Origin of the sequence: Iningainema tapete BLCC-T55 (assembly GCF_014698965.1) — a bacterium.
Taxonomy (GTDB): Bacteria; Cyanobacteriota; Cyanobacteriia; order Cyanobacteriales; family Nostocaceae; genus Iningainema; species Iningainema tapete.
Genome location: NZ_JACXAE010000043.1, coordinates 49,751 through 67,183, shown reverse-complemented (window position 1 = coordinate 67,183; position 17,433 = coordinate 49,751). Strand labels below are relative to the sequence as shown.

Annotated in this window: 17 protein-coding genes; 6 read left to right on the top strand and 11 right to left on the bottom strand. The window is 40.6% G+C overall.

All coding sequences use genetic code 11. The features are described from left to right. Positions 1–132: 132 nt before the first annotated feature. The 3 genes from ICL16_RS11720 to cax all read left to right on the top strand — a co-directional run bounded on the left by ICL16_RS11720 (position 133) and on the right by cax (position 3,598). Positions 133–552, top strand: a complete 420-nt coding sequence (locus ICL16_RS11720) for a pentapeptide repeat-containing protein (protein ID WP_190827789.1) — start codon at positions 133–135, stop codon at positions 550–552. 96 nt (positions 553–648) lie between these two features. After that, a complete protein-coding gene (ilvD, locus tag ICL16_RS11715) occupies positions 649–2,331 on the top strand; it encodes a dihydroxy-acid dehydratase (RefSeq protein ID WP_190827653.1) in 1,683 nt (560 codons plus the stop codon). Positions 2,332–2,530: 199 nt separating this feature from the next. Next, a complete protein-coding gene (cax, locus tag ICL16_RS11710) occupies positions 2,531–3,598 on the top strand; it encodes a calcium/proton exchanger (protein ID WP_190827651.1) in 1,068 nt (355 codons plus the stop codon). Here cax and ICL16_RS11705 read toward each other — a convergent pair. The 11 genes from ICL16_RS11705 to phnD form a co-directional block, all read right to left on the bottom strand. Then, positions 3,595–4,737, bottom strand: a complete 1,143-nt coding sequence (locus ICL16_RS11705; protein WP_190827649.1) for an alpha-D-ribose 1-methylphosphonate 5-triphosphate diphosphatase — start codon at positions 4,735–4,737, stop codon at positions 3,595–3,597. The genes cax and ICL16_RS11705 overlap by 4 nt on opposite strands. Before the next feature lie 15 nt (positions 4,738–4,752). Further along, on the bottom strand, positions 4,753–5,460 hold the full coding sequence (gene phnL, locus ICL16_RS11700) for a phosphonate C-P lyase system protein PhnL (RefSeq protein WP_190827646.1): 708 nt from the start codon (positions 5,458–5,460) through the stop codon (positions 4,753–4,755). Between the two features lie 14 nt (positions 5,461–5,474). After that, positions 5,475–6,305, bottom strand: a complete 831-nt coding sequence (locus tag ICL16_RS11695; protein WP_190827644.1) for an ATP-binding cassette domain-containing protein — start codon at positions 6,303–6,305, stop codon at positions 5,475–5,477. After that, on the bottom strand, positions 6,298–7,260 hold the full coding sequence (locus tag ICL16_RS11690; protein ID WP_190827643.1) for an alpha-D-ribose 1-methylphosphonate 5-phosphate C-P-lyase PhnJ: 963 nt from the start codon (positions 7,258–7,260) through the stop codon (positions 6,298–6,300). Before ICL16_RS11690 ends, ICL16_RS11695 begins: the two co-directional genes overlap by 8 nt. Further along, the gene (locus tag ICL16_RS11685; protein ID WP_190827641.1) at positions 7,260–8,354 is read right to left on the bottom strand and encodes a carbon-phosphorus lyase complex subunit PhnI; all 1,095 of its coding nucleotides are present in this window, start codon (positions 8,352–8,354) and stop codon (positions 7,260–7,262) included. Before ICL16_RS11685 ends, ICL16_RS11690 begins: the two co-directional genes overlap by 1 nt. 28 nt (positions 8,355–8,382) lie before the next feature. Then, positions 8,383–8,967: a phosphonate C-P lyase system protein PhnH gene (gene phnH, locus ICL16_RS11680; RefSeq protein ID WP_190827639.1), complete on the bottom strand. Its 585-nt coding sequence runs from the start codon at positions 8,965–8,967 to the stop codon at positions 8,383–8,385. Next, complete coding sequence (gene phnG, locus ICL16_RS11675; RefSeq protein WP_190827637.1) at positions 8,954–9,421, bottom strand: phosphonate C-P lyase system protein PhnG; 468 nt, start codon at positions 9,419–9,421, stop codon at positions 8,954–8,956. The genes phnH and phnG overlap by 14 nt, the downstream gene beginning before the upstream one ends. Further along, positions 9,418–10,212, bottom strand: coding sequence for a phosphonate ABC transporter, permease protein PhnE (gene phnE / locus ICL16_RS11670; RefSeq protein ID WP_190827634.1), 795 nt, complete (start codon positions 10,210–10,212; stop codon positions 9,418–9,420). The genes phnG and phnE (ICL16_RS11670) overlap by 4 nt, the downstream gene beginning before the upstream one ends. Before the next feature lie 2 nt (positions 10,213–10,214). Next, positions 10,215–11,018, bottom strand: coding sequence for a phosphonate ABC transporter, permease protein PhnE (gene phnE, locus ICL16_RS11665; RefSeq protein WP_190827632.1), 804 nt, complete (start codon positions 11,016–11,018; stop codon positions 10,215–10,217). Continuing rightward, positions 10,978–11,769, bottom strand: a complete 792-nt coding sequence (gene phnC, locus ICL16_RS11660; protein ID WP_190827630.1) for a phosphonate ABC transporter ATP-binding protein — start codon at positions 11,767–11,769, stop codon at positions 10,978–10,980. Before phnC ends, phnE (ICL16_RS11665) begins: the two co-directional genes overlap by 41 nt. Before the next feature lie 90 nt (positions 11,770–11,859). Beyond that, positions 11,860–12,789 (bottom strand): phosphonate ABC transporter substrate-binding protein, encoded by a 930-nt coding sequence (gene phnD / locus ICL16_RS11655; protein WP_190827627.1) that lies wholly within the window; start codon positions 12,787–12,789, stop codon positions 11,860–11,862. Between the two features lie 937 nt (positions 12,790–13,726). Here phnD and ICL16_RS11650 point away from each other — a divergent pair. The 3 genes from ICL16_RS11650 to ICL16_RS11640 all read left to right on the top strand — a co-directional run bounded on the left by ICL16_RS11650 (position 13,727) and on the right by ICL16_RS11640 (position 17,412). Further along, complete coding sequence (locus ICL16_RS11650; RefSeq protein WP_190827621.1) at positions 13,727–15,508, top strand: iron uptake porin; 1,782 nt, start codon at positions 13,727–13,729, stop codon at positions 15,506–15,508. Between the two features lie 487 nt (positions 15,509–15,995). Then, positions 15,996–16,763 (top strand): GntR family transcriptional regulator, encoded by a 768-nt coding sequence (locus ICL16_RS11645; RefSeq protein WP_190827614.1) that lies wholly within the window; start codon positions 15,996–15,998, stop codon positions 16,761–16,763. Positions 16,764–16,809: 46 nt separating this feature from the next. Further along, on the top strand, positions 16,810–17,412 hold the full coding sequence (locus tag ICL16_RS11640; protein ID WP_238360735.1) for a DUF1045 domain-containing protein: 603 nt from the start codon (positions 16,810–16,812) through the stop codon (positions 17,410–17,412). The last annotated feature ends 21 nt before the right edge of the window (positions 17,413–17,433 follow it).

Below are 17,433 nucleotides of genomic sequence, written 5' to 3'. Positions count from 1 at the left end.
GGATCTGGTGATATTATTACGAATTGTAGATATAAAATTATATTTATTAAGAAAAAAATTTAAAGTAAAACAAATAACTGATAAATTTTGTGAATGGAGGCACACTACAAAAATAGTGTTGAACGAACGGCAATGGATGTGGATGAGCTTTTTAGACGATACCAGTCAGGGGAAAGGAATTTTAAAGGTGTAAACCTAGTTGGTGACTATCTCAATGAAGTCAACCTGAGTGGAGCTTGTTTTCAAGGAGCGTCTCTGAGTGAAGCTGATTTGAGTAAAGCAAATCTGGTGGGGGTGGATTTGCGAGAAGCATCTCTAGTTAGAGCTAACCTCACTGGAGCTAACCTCACTGGAGCTAATTTAAGTGGAGCAAATCTGTATGAAGCCAAGCTCACAGGAGCTATCCTTGATGGTGCAAACTTAAAAATGGCAGATCTAATAGATGCAGACTTTACTGCTGCCAACTTACAGGGAGCCAATTTGTATGGAGCATATTTGACAGGTACTAGGATGCAAGGTGCTATAATGCCAGACGGCTCACTAGGTGAGTGAGTGTAGGTGTGAACATAAGTTGTAGTATTCTGATATTTTGTAATAATCCAAAAGAGAAATGCGCCTAATACTGATGATGGCGTAGGGGAAACCAAAATGTCAGATAATATCAGAAGTAAGGTTGTCACACAAGGGGTGCAGCGATCGCCTAACCGAGCAATGCTGCGTGCTGTTGGTTTTCAAGATCAAGATTTTACCAAAGCCATTGTGGGTATAGCCAATGGCTACAGTACCATCACCCCCTGTAATATGGGGATCAACAAACTGGCGCAAAGGGCAGAAATTGGCGTCAAACAAGCTGGCGCAATGCCGCAAATGTTCGGCACAATTACGATTAGCGATGGTATTTCCATGGGAACAGAAGGGATGAAATATTCCCTGGTGTCGCGAGAAGTAATTGCTGACTCAATTGAAACCGCCTGTAATGGGCAAAGTATGGATGGGGTTCTCGCCATTGGCGGTTGCGATAAGAATATGCCAGGAGCACTAATTGCTATTGCTCGCATGAATATCCCTGCCATCTTTGTTTACGGTGGCACGATCAAACCAGGACATTACAATGGAACTGACCTGACAGTTGTGAGTTCTTTTGAAGCTGTAGGTCAATATAGTGCTGGTAAAATAGATGAGCGAGAATTGTTGGCAGTAGAACATAACGCTTGCCCTGGAGCTGGTTCCTGTGGAGGGATGTTCACAGCAAATACCATGTCAAGTGCTATTGAAGCGATGGGAATGAGTTTACCTTATTCCTCCACAATGGCAGCAGAAGATCAAGAAAAAGCCGACAATACCGAAAAATCGGCATTCGTTTTAGTAGAAGCGATCCGCAAACAGATCCTACCCCGCCAAATTATCACCCGCAAATCGATAGAAAATGCTCTTGCTGTAGTGATGGCAGTGGGTGGTTCGACAAACGCGGTGTTGCATTTCCTGGCGATCGCTCATGCTGCTGGTGTAGAACTATGCTTAGACGACTTGGAAACTATCCGCGCTCGTGTACCAGTTTTGTGTGATTTGAAACCAAGTGGTAGATACGTAGCGACAGACTTACACAAAGCTGGGGGCATTCCCCAAGTCATGAAAATGCTACTAGAGCATAATTTAATACATGGAGATTGCTTGACAATTACAGGTCAAACTATTGCCGAAGTACTGGCAAATGTGCCAACAGAACCACCTGCCAACCAAGATGTGATCCGTCCCTGGGATAACCCGATGTATAGTCAAGGACATTTAGCCGTCCTCAAGGGAAATCTCGCCACAGAAGGATCTGTAGCGAAAATTACTGGAGTGAAAAAGCCGATAATTACTGGTTCTGCACGAGTTTTTGAATCAGAGGAATTGTGTTTAGCGGCAATTTTGGACAAGAAAATTAACCCGGGAGATGTCCTCGTCATTCGTTACGAAGGTCCCAAGGGTGGTCCGGGGATGCGGGAAATGCTAGCACCCACTTCGGCAATTATTGGTGCTGGGTTGGGAGATTCTGTCGGATTAATCACCGATGGGCGGTTCTCTGGCGGTACTTACGGTATGGTAGTCGGACACGTTGCACCAGAAGCAGCCGTTGGAGGTGCGATCGCTTTGGTCGAAGAAGGTGATACCATCACCATTGATGCTCATGCTCGGTTACTGCAATTGCACGTATCCGATGAAGAGTTAGCCCGTCGTCGCGCCAATTGGCAACCGCGCCCACCCCGTTACACTACGGGTGTGTTGGCAAAGTATGCTAAGTTGGTTTCTTCGAGTAGTTTAGGTGCTGTTACAGATTTGGATCTGTAAACATTGATTCAAATTGATGAAAATGAAACCACAGATAAACACAGATGAACACAGATAAATTATCAGTGTTCATCTGTGTGCATCTGTGGTTTTACAGCGGTTTTCAAGTAAATAAACCACCGGGTAGGGGCACGGCAATGCCGTGCCCCTACGAAAATCTGTGGTTCAATTAACTATTAACCATCTATAATTTGGGAAAATGAACAAAAAAGATTTGATTCTACGCTCAATGCTAGTGTTTGTGCCAGTTGCCATAACTGTACAATTTCTGCATTTAAACGCCTTAGTTATCTTTATAACTTCTGGTTTGGCAATTATTCCTCTCGCAGCATTAATCGCTGAGTCTACTGAAGAAATTGCAGAGGTTATTGGTCCGGCTTTCGGAGGCTTACTTAATGCTACCTTTGGTAACGCTACGGAAATGATTATCTCAATTGTTGCCTTGCGTGCAGGTTTGGTAGATGTTGTGAAAGCTAGTTTAACAGGAGCAATCATTGCTAACTTGCTTTTCGCTTTAGGACTTGCTACTCTTTTTGGCGGATTGCGTTTCAAGGAACAAGTTTTTCCCCCTGCTGTAGCACGCCTCAATGCTTCTTCTTTAACTTTGGCAGTTATTGTTCTAGTCACACCTGCGGCTATTCAATTAACTTCTAAAGGCTTGGAAATCTCAACTTTAAATAATTTTTCTTACGTAGCAGCAATATTATTACTGGTATTTTACTGTTTGATGCTCTTGTTTTCGATGAAAACTCATAAAGATTTTTATGTAGAAGATACTGAAATTGCTCTAACTAAAGAGGCTCATAAAGTTAATTTATGGTTGCAAGTTACAATACTACTAATTACTACTGTAGTACTTGTATTTGTATCAGATATTCTTGTCGAAAGTTTAGAAACAGCTACTTCTACTTTAGGGTTGACTAGCTTATTTACAGGTGTAATTCTGATTCCCATTTTTGGCGGCATTGTCGAGTATATTACTTGCGTCACTTTTGCTGTCAAAAACAAAATGGAGTTAGCCGTTGCTGTGGCTATTGGCTCTAGTTTGCAAATCGCGATGTTCGTAGCTCCTATCTTAGTGATAGTTGGTTTTATCATCGGTGAACCAATGAATTTACGCTTCAATCTTTTTGAACTGGTAGCAGTGGCTATGGCTGTAGTCAGTACCAATTCAATTAGTAATGATGGTCGTTCTAATTGGTTAGAAGGCGTTTTGTTACTCATCACCTATGCTGTTTTAGGAGTAGCATTTTACTTCCACCCTTAAGGAATTATACGGTAAACGGCTTTACCTTTTACCCAAGTGGTTATGACTTGGGGTAAATTGTTAACCAGTTCTACAGCCAATAAATCAGCCCGTTTACCCACGGCGATTTCCCCTCGATCATGTAACTTTAAAGCTTGAGCAGGGTTATGAGTAACTAAGGCGATCGCCTGTGGTAAACTTAATTCAGAAATTTCTGGAAGCCGGAATACGGCAGCAAGTAAAGTTGCAGGTGCATAATCTGAACATAAACAACTGGCAACTTGATTATTTACTGCCTCAATTGCTTTGATTGAGCCACTTTGACTTTTACCTCGTAGGATATTGGGTGCGCCAAAAATTGTGAACAGTCTATTAGCTTTAGCTGCTTTTGCTGTTTCTAAATTGATGGGAAATTCACTCAATCTCACTCCCATATTTGCCATCATCTCTACTCGTTCTGGAGTATCGTCATCATGGCTGGCAATCTGAATATTTTGGTGCAAAGCTTTAGAAATTAATGTTTTAATACGTGACTTAGCATCTTCAGCATTTTGGATCTTCTTGTTCGCCATTGCCTCTACTTCGGCAGCAGTTTTCTTGTAAGTCCTCGTCATATAATTTTGATAAGCTTGTAAATCTTTAAATTGTCCTTGTCCTGGCGTGTGATCCATCAAAGAAATTAGATGAATGCAGTCTTCAGCTAGCAAGTCAAGAAGTATTGGTAAGCCTGTGGGATCGGTAATTTCATAGCGACAATGGACGTGATTATCGACTAAGGCGTAAGGCTGATAAGCATGAATTGAACGCACCACTTCTGCGGCAATATCATTATTCCGAACCCCTAACTCCTCGTGAGCAAAGGAAATCGCATGAAAGGGAGTCGTTATCCCTGCCATTGCATTACGTTTGTCAATTTGTGCCACAGCAAAAGGTATGGGAAATAAAGCACCGGGACGGGGTTCTATTTCCTTTTCAATCGCATCGCAGTGTAAATCAATCATCCCTGGCATAACAGTTTTTCCATTTAAATCAATGGCTTTAGCGTTACTAGTGACTACTGGGTTGATAGCAGCAATCGTGCCATCTTCGATCAGCAGTGAGGCATTCTCTAGTACATAATTTGACAATATAATCTGAGCATTTGTTAAATAAGTTTTCATAGTAGCCTTGACTGATTAACTGTGCTTTATCTCAGCAGAAGTGAGAGTAATGTCAAAATCTGCTAACTGTTTAACTAACTCTTGATCGTGGAAAATCGCTAAAATTCCAGTGCCAGCTTTTTTCAAACGGCTAACCATCTCAATGACTCGTGACACGCAAGTGGGATCGAGACTGGCAGTGGGTTCATCTAGTAATAGTAAACGAGGGCGAAGTATCATGGCACGCGCCAAATTGACACGTTGTTTTTCTCCACCTGAAAAAGTTGAGGGAGAAATTTCCCAAAGTCTCTGCGGAAGGTGAATTTGACTTAATAATTCCTTGGCTCTCTCTCTGGCTTCGGTACGTTCTATTCCTAAATCAAACAAGGGTTTGGCTACAACATCTATAGTAGATTGTCGCGGTAAACAGTGAAGAAATTGAGTAACAAAGCTGATTTCGGTACGACGCAGTGCTAAAATATCACGTTCACTAGCTTTCGCTAAATCAATCCATTCTCCTTCATCTGTGTGATAGTAAATAGCTCCCTTGGTGGGCAAATAAGTTCGATAAATACACTTAAGAAGACTAGATTTGCCAGTACCAGAAGCACCGGTTAAAGCTGTAAGTTTTCCCGCTTGAACTTCTAAAGATACGTTTTGAGCAGAAGGAATGTGTTTTCCTTGTTCTTGGAGGAGAAAGCTTTTACTCAACCCCTCTGTGCGTAAGATGATATTTGAAGACATGGGTTTTCTGTTGCTTACAAAGCAGAAGCGACTAACTGCTGGGTATAAATATGTTGAGGATCTTCGAGTATTTGGTCAGTTAAACCTGATTCGACGACTCGACCATACTTCATCACAATTGTGCGCGATGTCAAGAGCCGAATAACTCCTAAATCGTGGGTAACAACAATCATTGTCACTCTTAATTGTTGCTGTAGTTCTAGAATTAAATCGAGAATTTTTGCCTGAATTGATAAATCTAATCCTGTTGTTACTTCATCAAGAAATAGTAACGGTGGTTCAGTAGCTAAGGCACGAGTGATTTGGACTCGCTGTTGCATTCCTCCAGAAAAATTTTTAGGTAATTCGTCGATGCGCTCAATTAGGAATTCGGTACGAGCCAACAGATTTTTAGAGCGATCGCGTATTTCTCCATAATCCAACACATCGCTCATTAACAGCCGTTCAGCGATATTTCCTCCTGCTGTTACCCGGAAATTCAAGCCCAAGTGAGGGTTCTGATAAACCATGCCAAACTTATGATTCCTCAACCATCTAGCTTGTGCCGGATTTAAGGTAAATAAGTCGTAAGTTTTACTCTTATCATAAAATTTAGCATTACCTTGAGTTGGTTTTTGGTCAAAATACAGCATTTTTACGAGAGTGGATTTGCCACTGCCTGACTCCCCCATAATGCCGAGAATTTCCCCCTGATAAAGGTCAAAAGAAACATCAAAAGTGGCAACAATACTTCCGCAGTAAGGACAGATATTCGTATTAGTTTCAGGTCCAGTAGCAGTGGAACATTGGCTGCAACCAGAACCGTATATTTTTGTCAAATCTCGAACTTGTAAAATCTTATTCATCACCTATTTCCTCGAAAGCGAGATGCTGATTGCAGTAGTCACTGTCAGAACATTGATAAATTTTTTCTCCTGTGTTGCTGATAAGTTCATCTAAAAAACTAGTAGTAGAACCACACCGAACACAAGCATAGCGCTCACCTTTTTCATTGGTAAAATCTTCAACTCGGAAGGGAATATCTCTGAAGGCTAGAGGTTCAGCATTTGTATAAGGTGGCACAACATAAATTTTCTTTTCTCTCCCAGCACCAAAGAGATTTAAGCATTCAGATTGGTGCAGTTTTAGTACATCAAAACGGGGAATTGGTGAGGGATCGATCACATAGAACCTGTTGATACGGGTAGGATAGCGGTGAGAGATGGTAATTTCAGAAAATTTCACTATATCTTCATACAACTTCACCCACAAACGTGCATAGTCACCTTCACTATGCATAATTTTGCGCTTTTCTTCACTTGCTTCTACTACTACCAAAGGATCAGGATAAGGAACTTGGAGAACCAGAATTTGCCCACGCTTTAAGGGAATTTCGGGAATGCGGTGACGAGTTTGAATTATGGTAGCTTCTTGTGTGTGATTGGTAAGTTTTATCCCAGGACAAGTTGTGGCAGTAAATTTGCGGATGTTGACAGCATTGACAGAGTCATCACTTCCTTGATCTATGACTTTGAGAGTGTCATCAGCACCAATGAGAGAGAGAGTAATTTGTAATCCGCCAGTACCGAATCCCCTAGCAATTGGCATCTCACGGGAGGCGTAAGGTACTTGATAGCCAGGAATAGCAACAGCTTTGAGGAGGGCGCGGCGAATCTCTTTTTTGGCGTCTTCATCTAAAAAGCCAAATTGATAGCTATAAGCATGGTTTTGAGGTGTATAAGTGCCTTTTTTTGATTCTAAAAATACACTCTCTTTTGTTGCTAACTTCTGATTGATTAAAGATTGCGCTCTGAGTTTCATTACTTTTGTTCGTAATTTTTTTGAGTGGTACGGAGTCTATCTAAGTCAGATTGGAAGGTGACATAGTGGGGCATTTTGTAGTGGGAGGCAAAACCCATTGACTCAATGCCATCAATATGGAGAAGCACAAATTCGGGATCTTCGGAGGGGTGATTGGGACCTTGTTTCATGCCTTTTTGCAAAGCGCGATCTAAGATAGCCATAGCTATGGCTTTGACTTCGTTATGTCCAAAACAAGCACCATATCCCAAGCCAAAAGTAGGTTTACTTTTGTTTTCATCCGCCTCATACATAGCAATAACTTCACACTCCGTCATCAGCACTTCTCCAATTTCAATCAATTCACCCGTCACTGGATGTGCTAATTGAACTGGTAGGTAACCAACTCGTAACTCAGCCACAGTGGGGTGGATGTCGCCATAACCGCGCATATTGGAATAGGCAATGGATAAAATAGAACCTGTTTCTGCCCGTGCCATAGTCGATAGTGCTGCAGAACGTGGAACTGGGAAAACTAAAGGTTCCCTTGTGATATCAAAGGGAGGTTCGTGATGTTCTGTAACTGCTGGTAGCAAACCTTCTTGACGTAATGTATCCAACACCTTAGGAAACGTTGTTGGTAGCGCTTCTTCTGGTATGTCTTTCAGCCAATTCTTAGCAATTTTCCGAAACTGTTTTGGTGATTCTTCTAGCAGTTCAAACCGAAACAGACGCTGTAAATAATCTGGTGTTGGTCCCAACATTTGACCACCGGGAATATCCTTGAATGTGGAAGAAATGCGGCGGATAAGACGCATATTTTTACCATTATGAAGAGGGGTTTCGCTCAAACGTGGACGAGTTGAACGATAAGCTCTTAAGTAAAAAGCAGCTTCTAGAGTATCACCAGCACTTTGCTTAATTGCTAGCGAGGCTAACTCAGGATGATATAAGCCTCCTTCTGATAAAACACGACTGTGTAAAAAGTGCAGTTGATGACGAATTGTTTCTAGAGCTAAGGGCGATTCAGTGCTATCCTGGGTTCTTAAGAAGTCTAGTAATTTAATTGCTTCTTCGATAGCTGTTTCGCCGCCTTTAATTGCAACGTAACCCATAATTGATTTTGAATTTTAGATTTTGGATTTATCCATACAAAGTAGAAGAGAAGTAACTCATTTGAATATGAGTGGTTCTAGGTAGTGCCATAATTCGAGTAGAATCTACCAAAATCACGTCTACTCCTAAAGGAAAATTTGTGTTCCAATCGTGACGCCGCCTGAACCATTCAGGATGAAATCCAGCCAGATTAACTAAGCGAGTTCCTTTCACGCCAGCACCTGATAACTGTAGCGTTGTATTCCCTATAGCTAATGCTGTTCCTTGAAGGATAATGGTAGCTCCTGTTTCTGGATTGGGTAACTCTCCTAAGTTGGGTGTGAAATGACTTTCTGGGGGATTAGTAGCATTTCTGACTACAAATTTTGCTGTTTCTACAGAGGCGGTAGGTGCTTGAAGTAGGTAGCGATCGCTTGGACTCACCAAACCGTCTTCATCACTCCAACTCACACTTTTATCTAAAAGTGTTGCTAACACCCCCACCAAAGCTGAAGATTTATTTAAATACTCGCTTAAATCAGAAATTTCTCCTGGTAAGCTCATACAATGCAACAAATTACGAAAAATCTTCTGTTGGGTTTCTGGTAGCCAAATAGTATCAATCTTCAGCATCTTCTTCTTCCTGACTCAACAAAGAAAAATTTACCTTTGTTTTTGCTAAAATTGCACCCCGTTGAGCTTCTTCCAAAGTGCGTTTTTCTATTCCTTTGTCAATTAAATCGGCAACTTTTTGCCACCCCGGTAGTTGATGAGCCATGATCGCATCACATATGGCTAGAGCTACGGCTAAATCAGCAGAATCACTCATAACCTGAGCAGCACCCTCAAAGCTTTCATCCCTTGAATTGGTGATTTCTATCCACGCACTTGCCACAGGGATTTCTCCTAAATAGTAGGGTTCGTGAAACACACCATCTTCCATTTGCAGTAAACTTAAGCCAGCTTCAGGTAAAGATTTATAGTTGACTGACATATTGGAGGTTAAATCTTCTGCTAAAGATACAAGCTTATGAGGTGAATGAGCAGTTAAGGCTCTGATCCAAAGACATCGAGAAGGAATTTTCATGAAAGTTTTCTTCTTAAGAAACCAGAAAGGTAATCAATGGTAACAATTGTGATGAGGATAATGATAATTATTGCCGCCGCCTGGTCATATTGAAAAAAGCGCAAATTAGCATTTAACTCTAAACCAATTCCTCCGGCTCCCACCAATCCCAATACAGTTGCTACTCTAACATTTCGGTCAAAAATATACAAAGTATAGCCAACGACTTCTTGAATAATTGAGGGCCAAGCCGCAAACATCACTAGTTGAAGAAAGTTAGCACCAGTGGCATTAATAGCTTCATAAACTCCTGGTTCAACTCGCTCCATACTTTCTGAAAAAAACTTAGACAAGAACCCTGCTGTATGAAACCCTAAAGCTAACACCCCTGGTAAAGGACCAAGACCTAAAGCTGCTACAAATATCAGCGCTAAAATCAAATCAGGCAAGGCTAGCAAAAAGATCAGCAACTCGCGTACAATTCTGTAAAGTACAGGATAAGGAGAAATATTTTTGGCAGCCAATGGTGTCAGGAATAAGCTAATACTAAAGGCTAAAGCCGTTCCCCATAGGGCTATTGCTAAAGTTTGCCCCATCAATTCCAGATACTTACTAATTGCACTAAAGTTTGGTGATGTGTACCTTCCTAAGTATTCAAGAATATCACTAAAACCCCAAAATAAAGTTTCAAATGATATTTCTAAATGGACAATCACTAACCCGATAAGGATTAATAATAAACACAACCAAAGCGGAACCAAATTAGCAGGTTTTTTAGGCAGAGGCGGAAGTTGAGAATTCTTGATTAACATCTTTATATCACTCGCGATCGTAATTGGTTCGATACCCGATCCAGCACAGTTACAGCTAAATAAATCGTCAGCACAATCATGACGAGTTGGCTATAGTTAAATAGGCGAATTGATGTCACAAGCTCATAGCCAATTCCGCCAGCACCTACTAAACCAACAATTGTTGCTGTGCGCAGATTGTGGTCGAGAATATAGAGAACTGTGCCAATTAAATCAGGAAAAGCTTGGGGAAGCATTGCGAAGTTGATCACTTGCAACCAATTTGCACCTGTGGCTGTAATTCCCTCAATAGCCTTGCTATTTACTACTTCAATACTTTCAGCAAAAAACTTTGCCATGAAGCCAGTTGTGACAAAAGTGAGTGCCATCACTCCTGGTAATGCACCTAGTCCCACTGCTGAAACAAATATCAGCGCCCACACGACTTCTGGTAAAGCACGCATTACAGAAAGAAGGTTACGGCTACAATGGTAAACAATGGGATGAAGACTGCTGTTGCGAGCTGCAAGTATTCCTAGAGGTAGGCTGAGAATCAGGGCAAGGGTTGTACTTAAAAAAGCAATTTCTAAAGTTTCCAACATTTTTGTTCCCAGAGTTGGCAGATAGCTCCAATTAGGAACAGCAAATAATTGTCGTGTAAACTCAAACAGTCTTCCTGTGGATTGAAAGATATGGACTAAATCCACTTCCACCAATGCAGCGGTACTGCCAAGAGCTAGCAAAATTACTAACAGCAAAGCAATTAGTGAAAGAGGAGGCAAACCGTTATGACTTGGCCAATGCCATTTCCATGTTAAAGTTTTCATCTAAGCTTCCATCCGGACGACGATAAATGGTTTCGAGAATTTCTTGTTGATGAAATAATTCGCAGGCTGTACCATCAAAAACAACTTGACCTTGATTGATGCCAATGATGCGTTCGGCAAACTGCATCGCTAACCCAACTTGGTGTAAGCTTGCAACTACAGTCACACCATCACTTTTGCAAATATCTTGCAACAAGTGCATAATTTCGTCAGTAGTTACTGGATCGAGACTGGCTACAGGTTCATCTGCCAGAATCACCTGGGGTTGCTGGGCTAAAACACGGGCGATCGCTACTCGTTGCTGCTGACCTCCAGAGAGTCTGCTGGCGCGATTCCAAGCTTTATCTGTCAAATTGACCCGTGTTAATGCCCAATGGGCTAATTCATAATCTTTTTTAGGAAATAGGTAAAACAGACTTTCCCACCAAGAACGGTGATATAGTCTTCCGGTGAGAACGTTAGTCATAACGTTTAAGCGACCCACCAAATTAAATTGTTGGAACACCATGCCAATTTGAGCGCGAAGGCGACGTCGATTTTCTTTTGTTAGTTGGCGATCGGCAATGAAAATTTGACCACTACTGGGAGTTTCTAAGCCATTAATGAGACGTAGTAGTGTAGATTTTCCTGCACCAGAAGGTCCAAGAATGACAGTGAATTCGCCTGAATTGATTGTCAATGTCGTGGGATGCAGAGCTTGAAACCCATTTTCGTAGCGCTTACTGACTTGATTGAGTTGTATTAAACACATAAGCAATTCAAAATTTAAAAAATTGTAGTGGGTGTTAGTAGTTAATGGAATAGCAAGCAACAACTAACTACTAACAATTAACAACACATATCACTTCAGCATTTGCTCGCGTCTGAGTCCCAACTGCTGGACCATATCCCGAATTGGTTGATATTTACTGGGAGTAACCGCATCGTAACGCAGAAGATCGCCGTAGCCTGTTACTTGAATTTCTTTGTGGGCACCTAAAATAGCATCCCGAATTTTTTGTTTAGTAGCTGCATCCAAGTCGTTACGGTAGACAAGGGGAGAACCAGGCAAGGGATCAGAGGTAAGCAGCACGCGATTGCTTTGTTTGGTGATTAAACCTTGAGAAAGCATCTTTTCGTAAGTGATATCGTTGTCAGCAGCTGCATCTACAGTCCTGTTTTTAACTGCTAGTTGGGCAGCATCATGGGAACCAGCATAAGTTAGCTTACCGAAAAATTCTTGAGGCAACTTTCCTGTGGTTTTCTTAACGATGAAACTTGGTACGAGTGCTCCAGATGTAGAAGCTGGATCGACAAAGGCAACACTCTTGCCTTTTAAATCTTGCAGAGATTTGATAGGTGAATCACCAGGCACAACAAATATACTGCGGTATGTGGATTGACCATTTTTACGAACACCTACCGCAAAAGCTTCTGCTCCTGCTTCTTGCTCAGCAAGCACGTAGGAGAGAGGACCAAACCAAGCAATGTCTACCCGGTCTCTTCTCATGGCTTCAATTACACCTGCATAATCAGTAGCGGTGAAAACTTTGACAGGGCGATTAAGTTTCTTTTCCAGGTAGGCTCGCATTGGCTCAAATTTTTGCACCATTTCTTGGTTATTTTCGGCAGGAATTAGCCCCATCACAATCGGACGGTTTTGAGCTGAAGCCACTGGTAAGTTCAATTGTCCTTGCAGCAAAGAACCCATTGTTTGAGGATTTACCTGACTACCGATTGCTAAAACAGGTAAAACAGCGACAGCAGTAGTGACAAACTTTCGGTAAAACATAGACGCAAATCTCCTACTTAAGTAAAGGATTAATTAATCGAAGTATGAAGTTCTTTAGCTAAAACGTTCAGAAATAAAAGCTTTTCAGCTTGTGAAGTCAGATAATAAGCGAGGCAGGAACCCTTGAAAACGACTTGAGAATTTCTCACCTCGATTTGTCTTAGTTTTAATCTAAGGTTTGTTTTTTAAATTCCAAGGGGTAGTTTTATTAAAAGTTACTTATGAGGCAATATATACAAGCAACTCTACTTGTATAGCTTGAATTAACTCTACGCATCCAAAGAAGCCCGGTTTCTCAAAGAAACCGGGCTTCTATAGGATTTCTATTTGATTTTTGAAATACACGTAGGGTGGGCACTGCCCACCACACCTGGGATTTGTGTGGCATAGCCCTACCTACATATACGTAGATTTGTTCAAAAATCAAACCGGATTCCTATAATTGCTTACTAATTATTTAAGACTACTATACTAACTGCTTATTCTTTTCAGATTTAAGTAAGTAGATTGGCACGAATAAACCCAACTATGTAAAGAAAAGTAAAGTTTGTAAATTAGCTCGTAGTAAGCGCTTTAGCGCTAAAGCGCTTACTACAAACCTTATACAAGTAGTTGTACTTGTGTAGACATGCTCATAAAAATTTTTTAATAAAATTGCTCCTGGGAACTTAATAAATACTCTGTAATTTAAGAATTACCCTCTGAAAAATTAGTTTTTATTCCATTTCCTTTTCCTAGTAAGAAATTTTTAAGAGGAAAGCTAAGCTAATACGCATCTAAATTGAACATTTTTTCGTGAAGACAGTCCTTTGTCCTTCGTCAGCGTGTCCTTTGTGACAAATGACTAATGACAAATGACGGCCCTAATGAGTAAATATACATTTTAAATGCGTCACAGCTTATCAGATTTAGTCAATCAAGATGTGAGGATTAAAAAATGCTCAGAATATTTTGGAATAACTTACAACTGTATCCAGTTGTCTTAGGTATCATATTAACAGCAAATGCCACCATATCTACCAAAGCATCAGCGACTGAAGTTGGTATCGACATAGTAAATATCACAGACAATAAACAGCTTGAGACACCAGCAACCATAGTGCAGAAGAACGTAGACAGCATCCAAATTGCTCAAACCTCTGTTACGGATACTGCTAATGTTCAAGAAACCACTGAAGTTTTAGAACAAGTTAACCGATACAGTAACCAAGGGAATCACAATTCTCTATCACAAGTGACATCGGTTTCCCAATTTTCTGATGTACAACCAACAGACTGGGCTTTCCAAGCATTGCAGTCTTTGGTTGAACGCTATGGTTGTATTGCCGGTTATCCGAATGGTACTTATCGCGGCAACCGACCAATGACTCGTTATGAATTTGCTGCAGGTTTAAATGCTTGTTTGGATCGAGTCAGCGAACTAATTGCCACAGCAACAGCTCAATTAGTCACAAAAGAAGATTTGGCTATTTTGCAACGGTTGCAAGAAGAGTTTTCCCCAGAACTAGCAACCCTGCGCGGTCGGGTGGATACTTTAGAAGCGCATACTGCTCAATTGGAAGCAAATCAATTCTCAACGACTACCAAACTTGTAGGTGAAGCTATCTTTACTATTGCTGATACTTTTGGTGATCAACAAGCTCTTCCTTCTAGTAGCACTGCTAACAATCCTGACTTGAACACCAACATTATCTTTGGCAATCGTATACGCCTCAACTTCCTTACCAGTTTTACTGGCAAAGATCGGCTGCAAGCTCGTCTGCAAGCTCGCAACATTACCCAATTTGGTAGTGCGGTGACAGGAACTAACATGACGCGATTGGGTTATGACGGCAATGAAAACAATAGTGCCTTCTTACAAAAGCTAGAATACCGCTTCCCCTTAACGTCGCAAGCAGTTGTCTATGTTTCGGCAACTGGGGGTGAGTTCAATGACAATATGTTCAACTTTAACCCTGGCTTTGACTCAAGTGGTAACGGTGCGCTTTCCCGATTCGGGCGCTTTAATCCGATCTACCGGGAAAGTGCCGAAGGTACAGGAGCGACTTTCACCTATAACTTTAACAAAGCACTTGCTTTAAGTTTGGGCTATATGACACGCCCTGGTGTTGCCAATAACCCGGCGCAGAAGTTTGGCCTTGATGATGGTTCCTATGCAGCCCTTGCGCAGTTGGCATTTCGACCTAATGATGTCATTAACTTAGGTTTTACCTACGTGCATTCCTACTATAATTCCTCAGGTGGTGTCCAAGTCTCCGGTACGACTGGTAGTGCTTTTGCTAATCAGCCTTTTGGTAACGTTGCAACTTCTGCTAATCACTATGGGATACAAGCAAACTTCCGATTCAACCCGAAAATTTCTCTATCTGGTTGGGTTGGTTATACGACTGCGATCGCTGAAGACGGTACTCCCACTAATGTAACCAGAGGAGATAGCGCAAACATTTGGAACTGGGCGGCAACATTGGGTGTGTCTGACATTGGTTCTAAAGGTAGCTTACTGGGTTTCGTATTCGGTATGCCACCTAAGGTAACAGATAACGATGTTAGTCTTTTTCAAGATCGGGATACTTCATACCATCTGGAAGCTTTCTATCGCTATAGGATGACTGACAATATCGCCATCACCCCTGGAGCATTTGTAATTTTTAACCCAGAACATAATAGTAACAACAATAACATTTATGTAGGAGCTATGCGTGTGACCTTCAGTTTTTAGGTATTTTAGGTTCTCGTTGGAATCAAACACGCGACGATATTTAGAAGGCATCAACCGAATTTAATTGTTCGTTGTCTGCAATCCTTGTATGAAGGATGAGGGAACGTCTCTACATCGTTTTTAACTATAAAATCAGTAATTTTAAACAAAAATTACTGATTTTTTTACCTGTTCTTAAATCAAAAGTATTATATAAATAACAATTAACATAAATATATAGCAGTCGTAAATAATTTACGAACACCGAGAAACCCGGTTTCTTTAAGAAACCGGGTTTTTGATAGCTAGCATTTGCAACTCAAATAGGATTGCTATATTGCTTATTAATTTATATTTTATTAGCTTGACAAGATGGAAATTAAAAAATATTTAAATTTTAAATTAAAAAAAAATTATGATTTACTATCAATTTTAATCGTTGTGTAGATGATTAAAGGTTTTTGCCGACAATAACAAACTGTAATTATTAAATTGGGGTGATGTTTTTATGAAACCCATAAACCAACCACAAAAAGGTAATTCTCTCTACAATCAGATAGCACAAAAGCTCATCGCCGATATTGAAGCTGGTGTTTATCGTCCGGGCGATCGCTTACCTTCAGAAAATGAATTAGCTACTCAGTACAGTGTTCATCGGCTCACAGCTCGCATGGCGATCACAGCAGTAGTTGATAAGGATTTGGTATACAGAATACAAGGGCGCGGTGCTTTTGTTAAAGAAGAAAAGATTGATTATTCTCTTAACTTCAATACTAACTTTACTCAAACTTTATTCAATTTGGGTTATCTTCCCTGTATCCGAATCATTAGTGGCAAAAGCATTACAGTCGGCGAAGAACTTGCTAGTTTATTAGAAACTAATGTGGGAAATTCAGTATTTCGAGTAAAACTTCTACGTGCAGCATCACCAACTATGGCTGATAGTACCACTGTACCGCAAATGCTGCCATTATGTATCAGCATTTCCTATTTACTGTTGGAAAAATTTCCTGACTTACCTGTACTGATTTACAAGGCTCACTCTCTCTACAGTTTACTGCGAAACCACTATGGGATTCAGCCGCGTCGTACTCGCACTCAAATTGAAACGCAAGCGGCTTACAAAGAAGAAGCGAAACTTCTCAAAATTCCCCCAGGATCGCCAGTATTAACAACTAAAAGCCAAGTCTGCGACCAAAATAACGAATTATTCGAGTATACAGTCAGCCATTTCCGAGGCGATCGCTTTTCCTTGGATGTTTCTTGTAAAGATTGATTAACTTTTCAGATTTTCTTTACCTAGCATGAAAGTTGGTATTGCAATGGTTCCGAGCGCAGAGACAATTGAATCTCTGGTGGAATTACAGACGAAATTATTACATATATGCCCACTAAGTCCTTTATTGGGAACCGAACAAAATCTTCCACACATTACACTTCTCCAAGGAAGATTTAGGAATCCTATTGATTGGGTGAGATTGATTTGCGAATTACGTGATTATTGCCGAGAGCAAAAATACTCCTTAGAGTTTAAAGACGCTAAATTAGAGTATAAGCCACCTGGTTGGTATTTTTTGACATTAAATCACCCCATATTTTATGAAGCTCATAAATTTGTTTTTGAACGACTACAAGATTTAATCTTTCTCACAGAAGAAGATCGGCAAAAAGACACTTCTAATTACTCTCCTTTAGAAAAACATAATTATCTTAGCTATGGATATCGATATATTCTAGATGCTTTTCATCCTCATATCACTTTAGGTAGAAGTCTTGATTGTAGTCGGATTCGTGACGAAGAAAATCTGAGGCATTTGATTAAATCATTTACTTCAAACTTTATCGGTACTATCCAAATGATTACTATTTATGAATTAGGTGAAAACGGAAGTCATGCTCACACTTTATACTATGTCAATATTTGAAGAGAATGTCTATTACTAATA

What these genes read in the sequence shown, in the direction of transcription:
- ICL16_RS11720 (WP_190827789.1), top strand. Translation starts at nt 133, where the DNA reads ATGGATGTGGATGAGCTTTTTAGACGATACCAGTCAGGGGAAAGGAAT.
- ilvD (WP_190827653.1), top strand. Translation starts at nt 649, where the DNA reads ATGTCAGATAATATCAGAAGTAAGGTTGTCACACAAGGGGTGCAGCGA.
- cax (WP_190827651.1), top strand. Translation starts at nt 2,531, where the DNA reads ATGAACAAAAAAGATTTGATTCTACGCTCAATGCTAGTGTTTGTGCCA.
- ICL16_RS11705 (WP_190827649.1), bottom strand. Translation starts at nt 4,737, where the DNA reads ATGAAAACTTATTTAACAAATGCTCAGATTATATTGTCAAATTATGTA.
- phnL (WP_190827646.1), bottom strand. Translation starts at nt 5,460, where the DNA reads ATGTCTTCAAATATCATCTTACGCACAGAGGGGTTGAGTAAAAGCTTT.
- ICL16_RS11695 (WP_190827644.1), bottom strand. Translation starts at nt 6,305, where the DNA reads ATGAATAAGATTTTACAAGTTCGAGATTTGACAAAAATATACGGTTCT.
- ICL16_RS11690 (WP_190827643.1), bottom strand. Translation starts at nt 7,260, where the DNA reads ATGAAACTCAGAGCGCAATCTTTAATCAATCAGAAGTTAGCAACAAAA.
- ICL16_RS11685 (WP_190827641.1), bottom strand. Translation starts at nt 8,354, where the DNA reads ATGGGTTACGTTGCAATTAAAGGCGGCGAAACAGCTATCGAAGAAGCA.
- phnH (WP_190827639.1), bottom strand. Translation starts at nt 8,967, where the DNA reads ATGCTGAAGATTGATACTATTTGGCTACCAGAAACCCAACAGAAGATT.
- phnG (WP_190827637.1), bottom strand. Translation starts at nt 9,421, where the DNA reads ATGAAAATTCCTTCTCGATGTCTTTGGATCAGAGCCTTAACTGCTCAT.
- phnE (WP_190827634.1), bottom strand. Translation starts at nt 10,212, where the DNA reads ATGTTAATCAAGAATTCTCAACTTCCGCCTCTGCCTAAAAAACCTGCT.
- phnE (WP_190827632.1), bottom strand. Translation starts at nt 11,018, where the DNA reads ATGAAAACTTTAACATGGAAATGGCATTGGCCAAGTCATAACGGTTTG.
- phnC (WP_190827630.1), bottom strand. Translation starts at nt 11,769, where the DNA reads ATGTGTTTAATACAACTCAATCAAGTCAGTAAGCGCTACGAAAATGGG.
- phnD (WP_190827627.1), bottom strand. Translation starts at nt 12,789, where the DNA reads ATGTTTTACCGAAAGTTTGTCACTACTGCTGTCGCTGTTTTACCTGTT.
- ICL16_RS11650 (WP_190827621.1), top strand. Translation starts at nt 13,727, where the DNA reads ATGCTCAGAATATTTTGGAATAACTTACAACTGTATCCAGTTGTCTTA.
- ICL16_RS11645 (WP_190827614.1), top strand. Translation starts at nt 15,996, where the DNA reads ATGAAACCCATAAACCAACCACAAAAAGGTAATTCTCTCTACAATCAG.
- ICL16_RS11640 (WP_238360735.1), top strand. Translation starts at nt 16,810, where the DNA reads ATGGTTCCGAGCGCAGAGACAATTGAATCTCTGGTGGAATTACAGACG.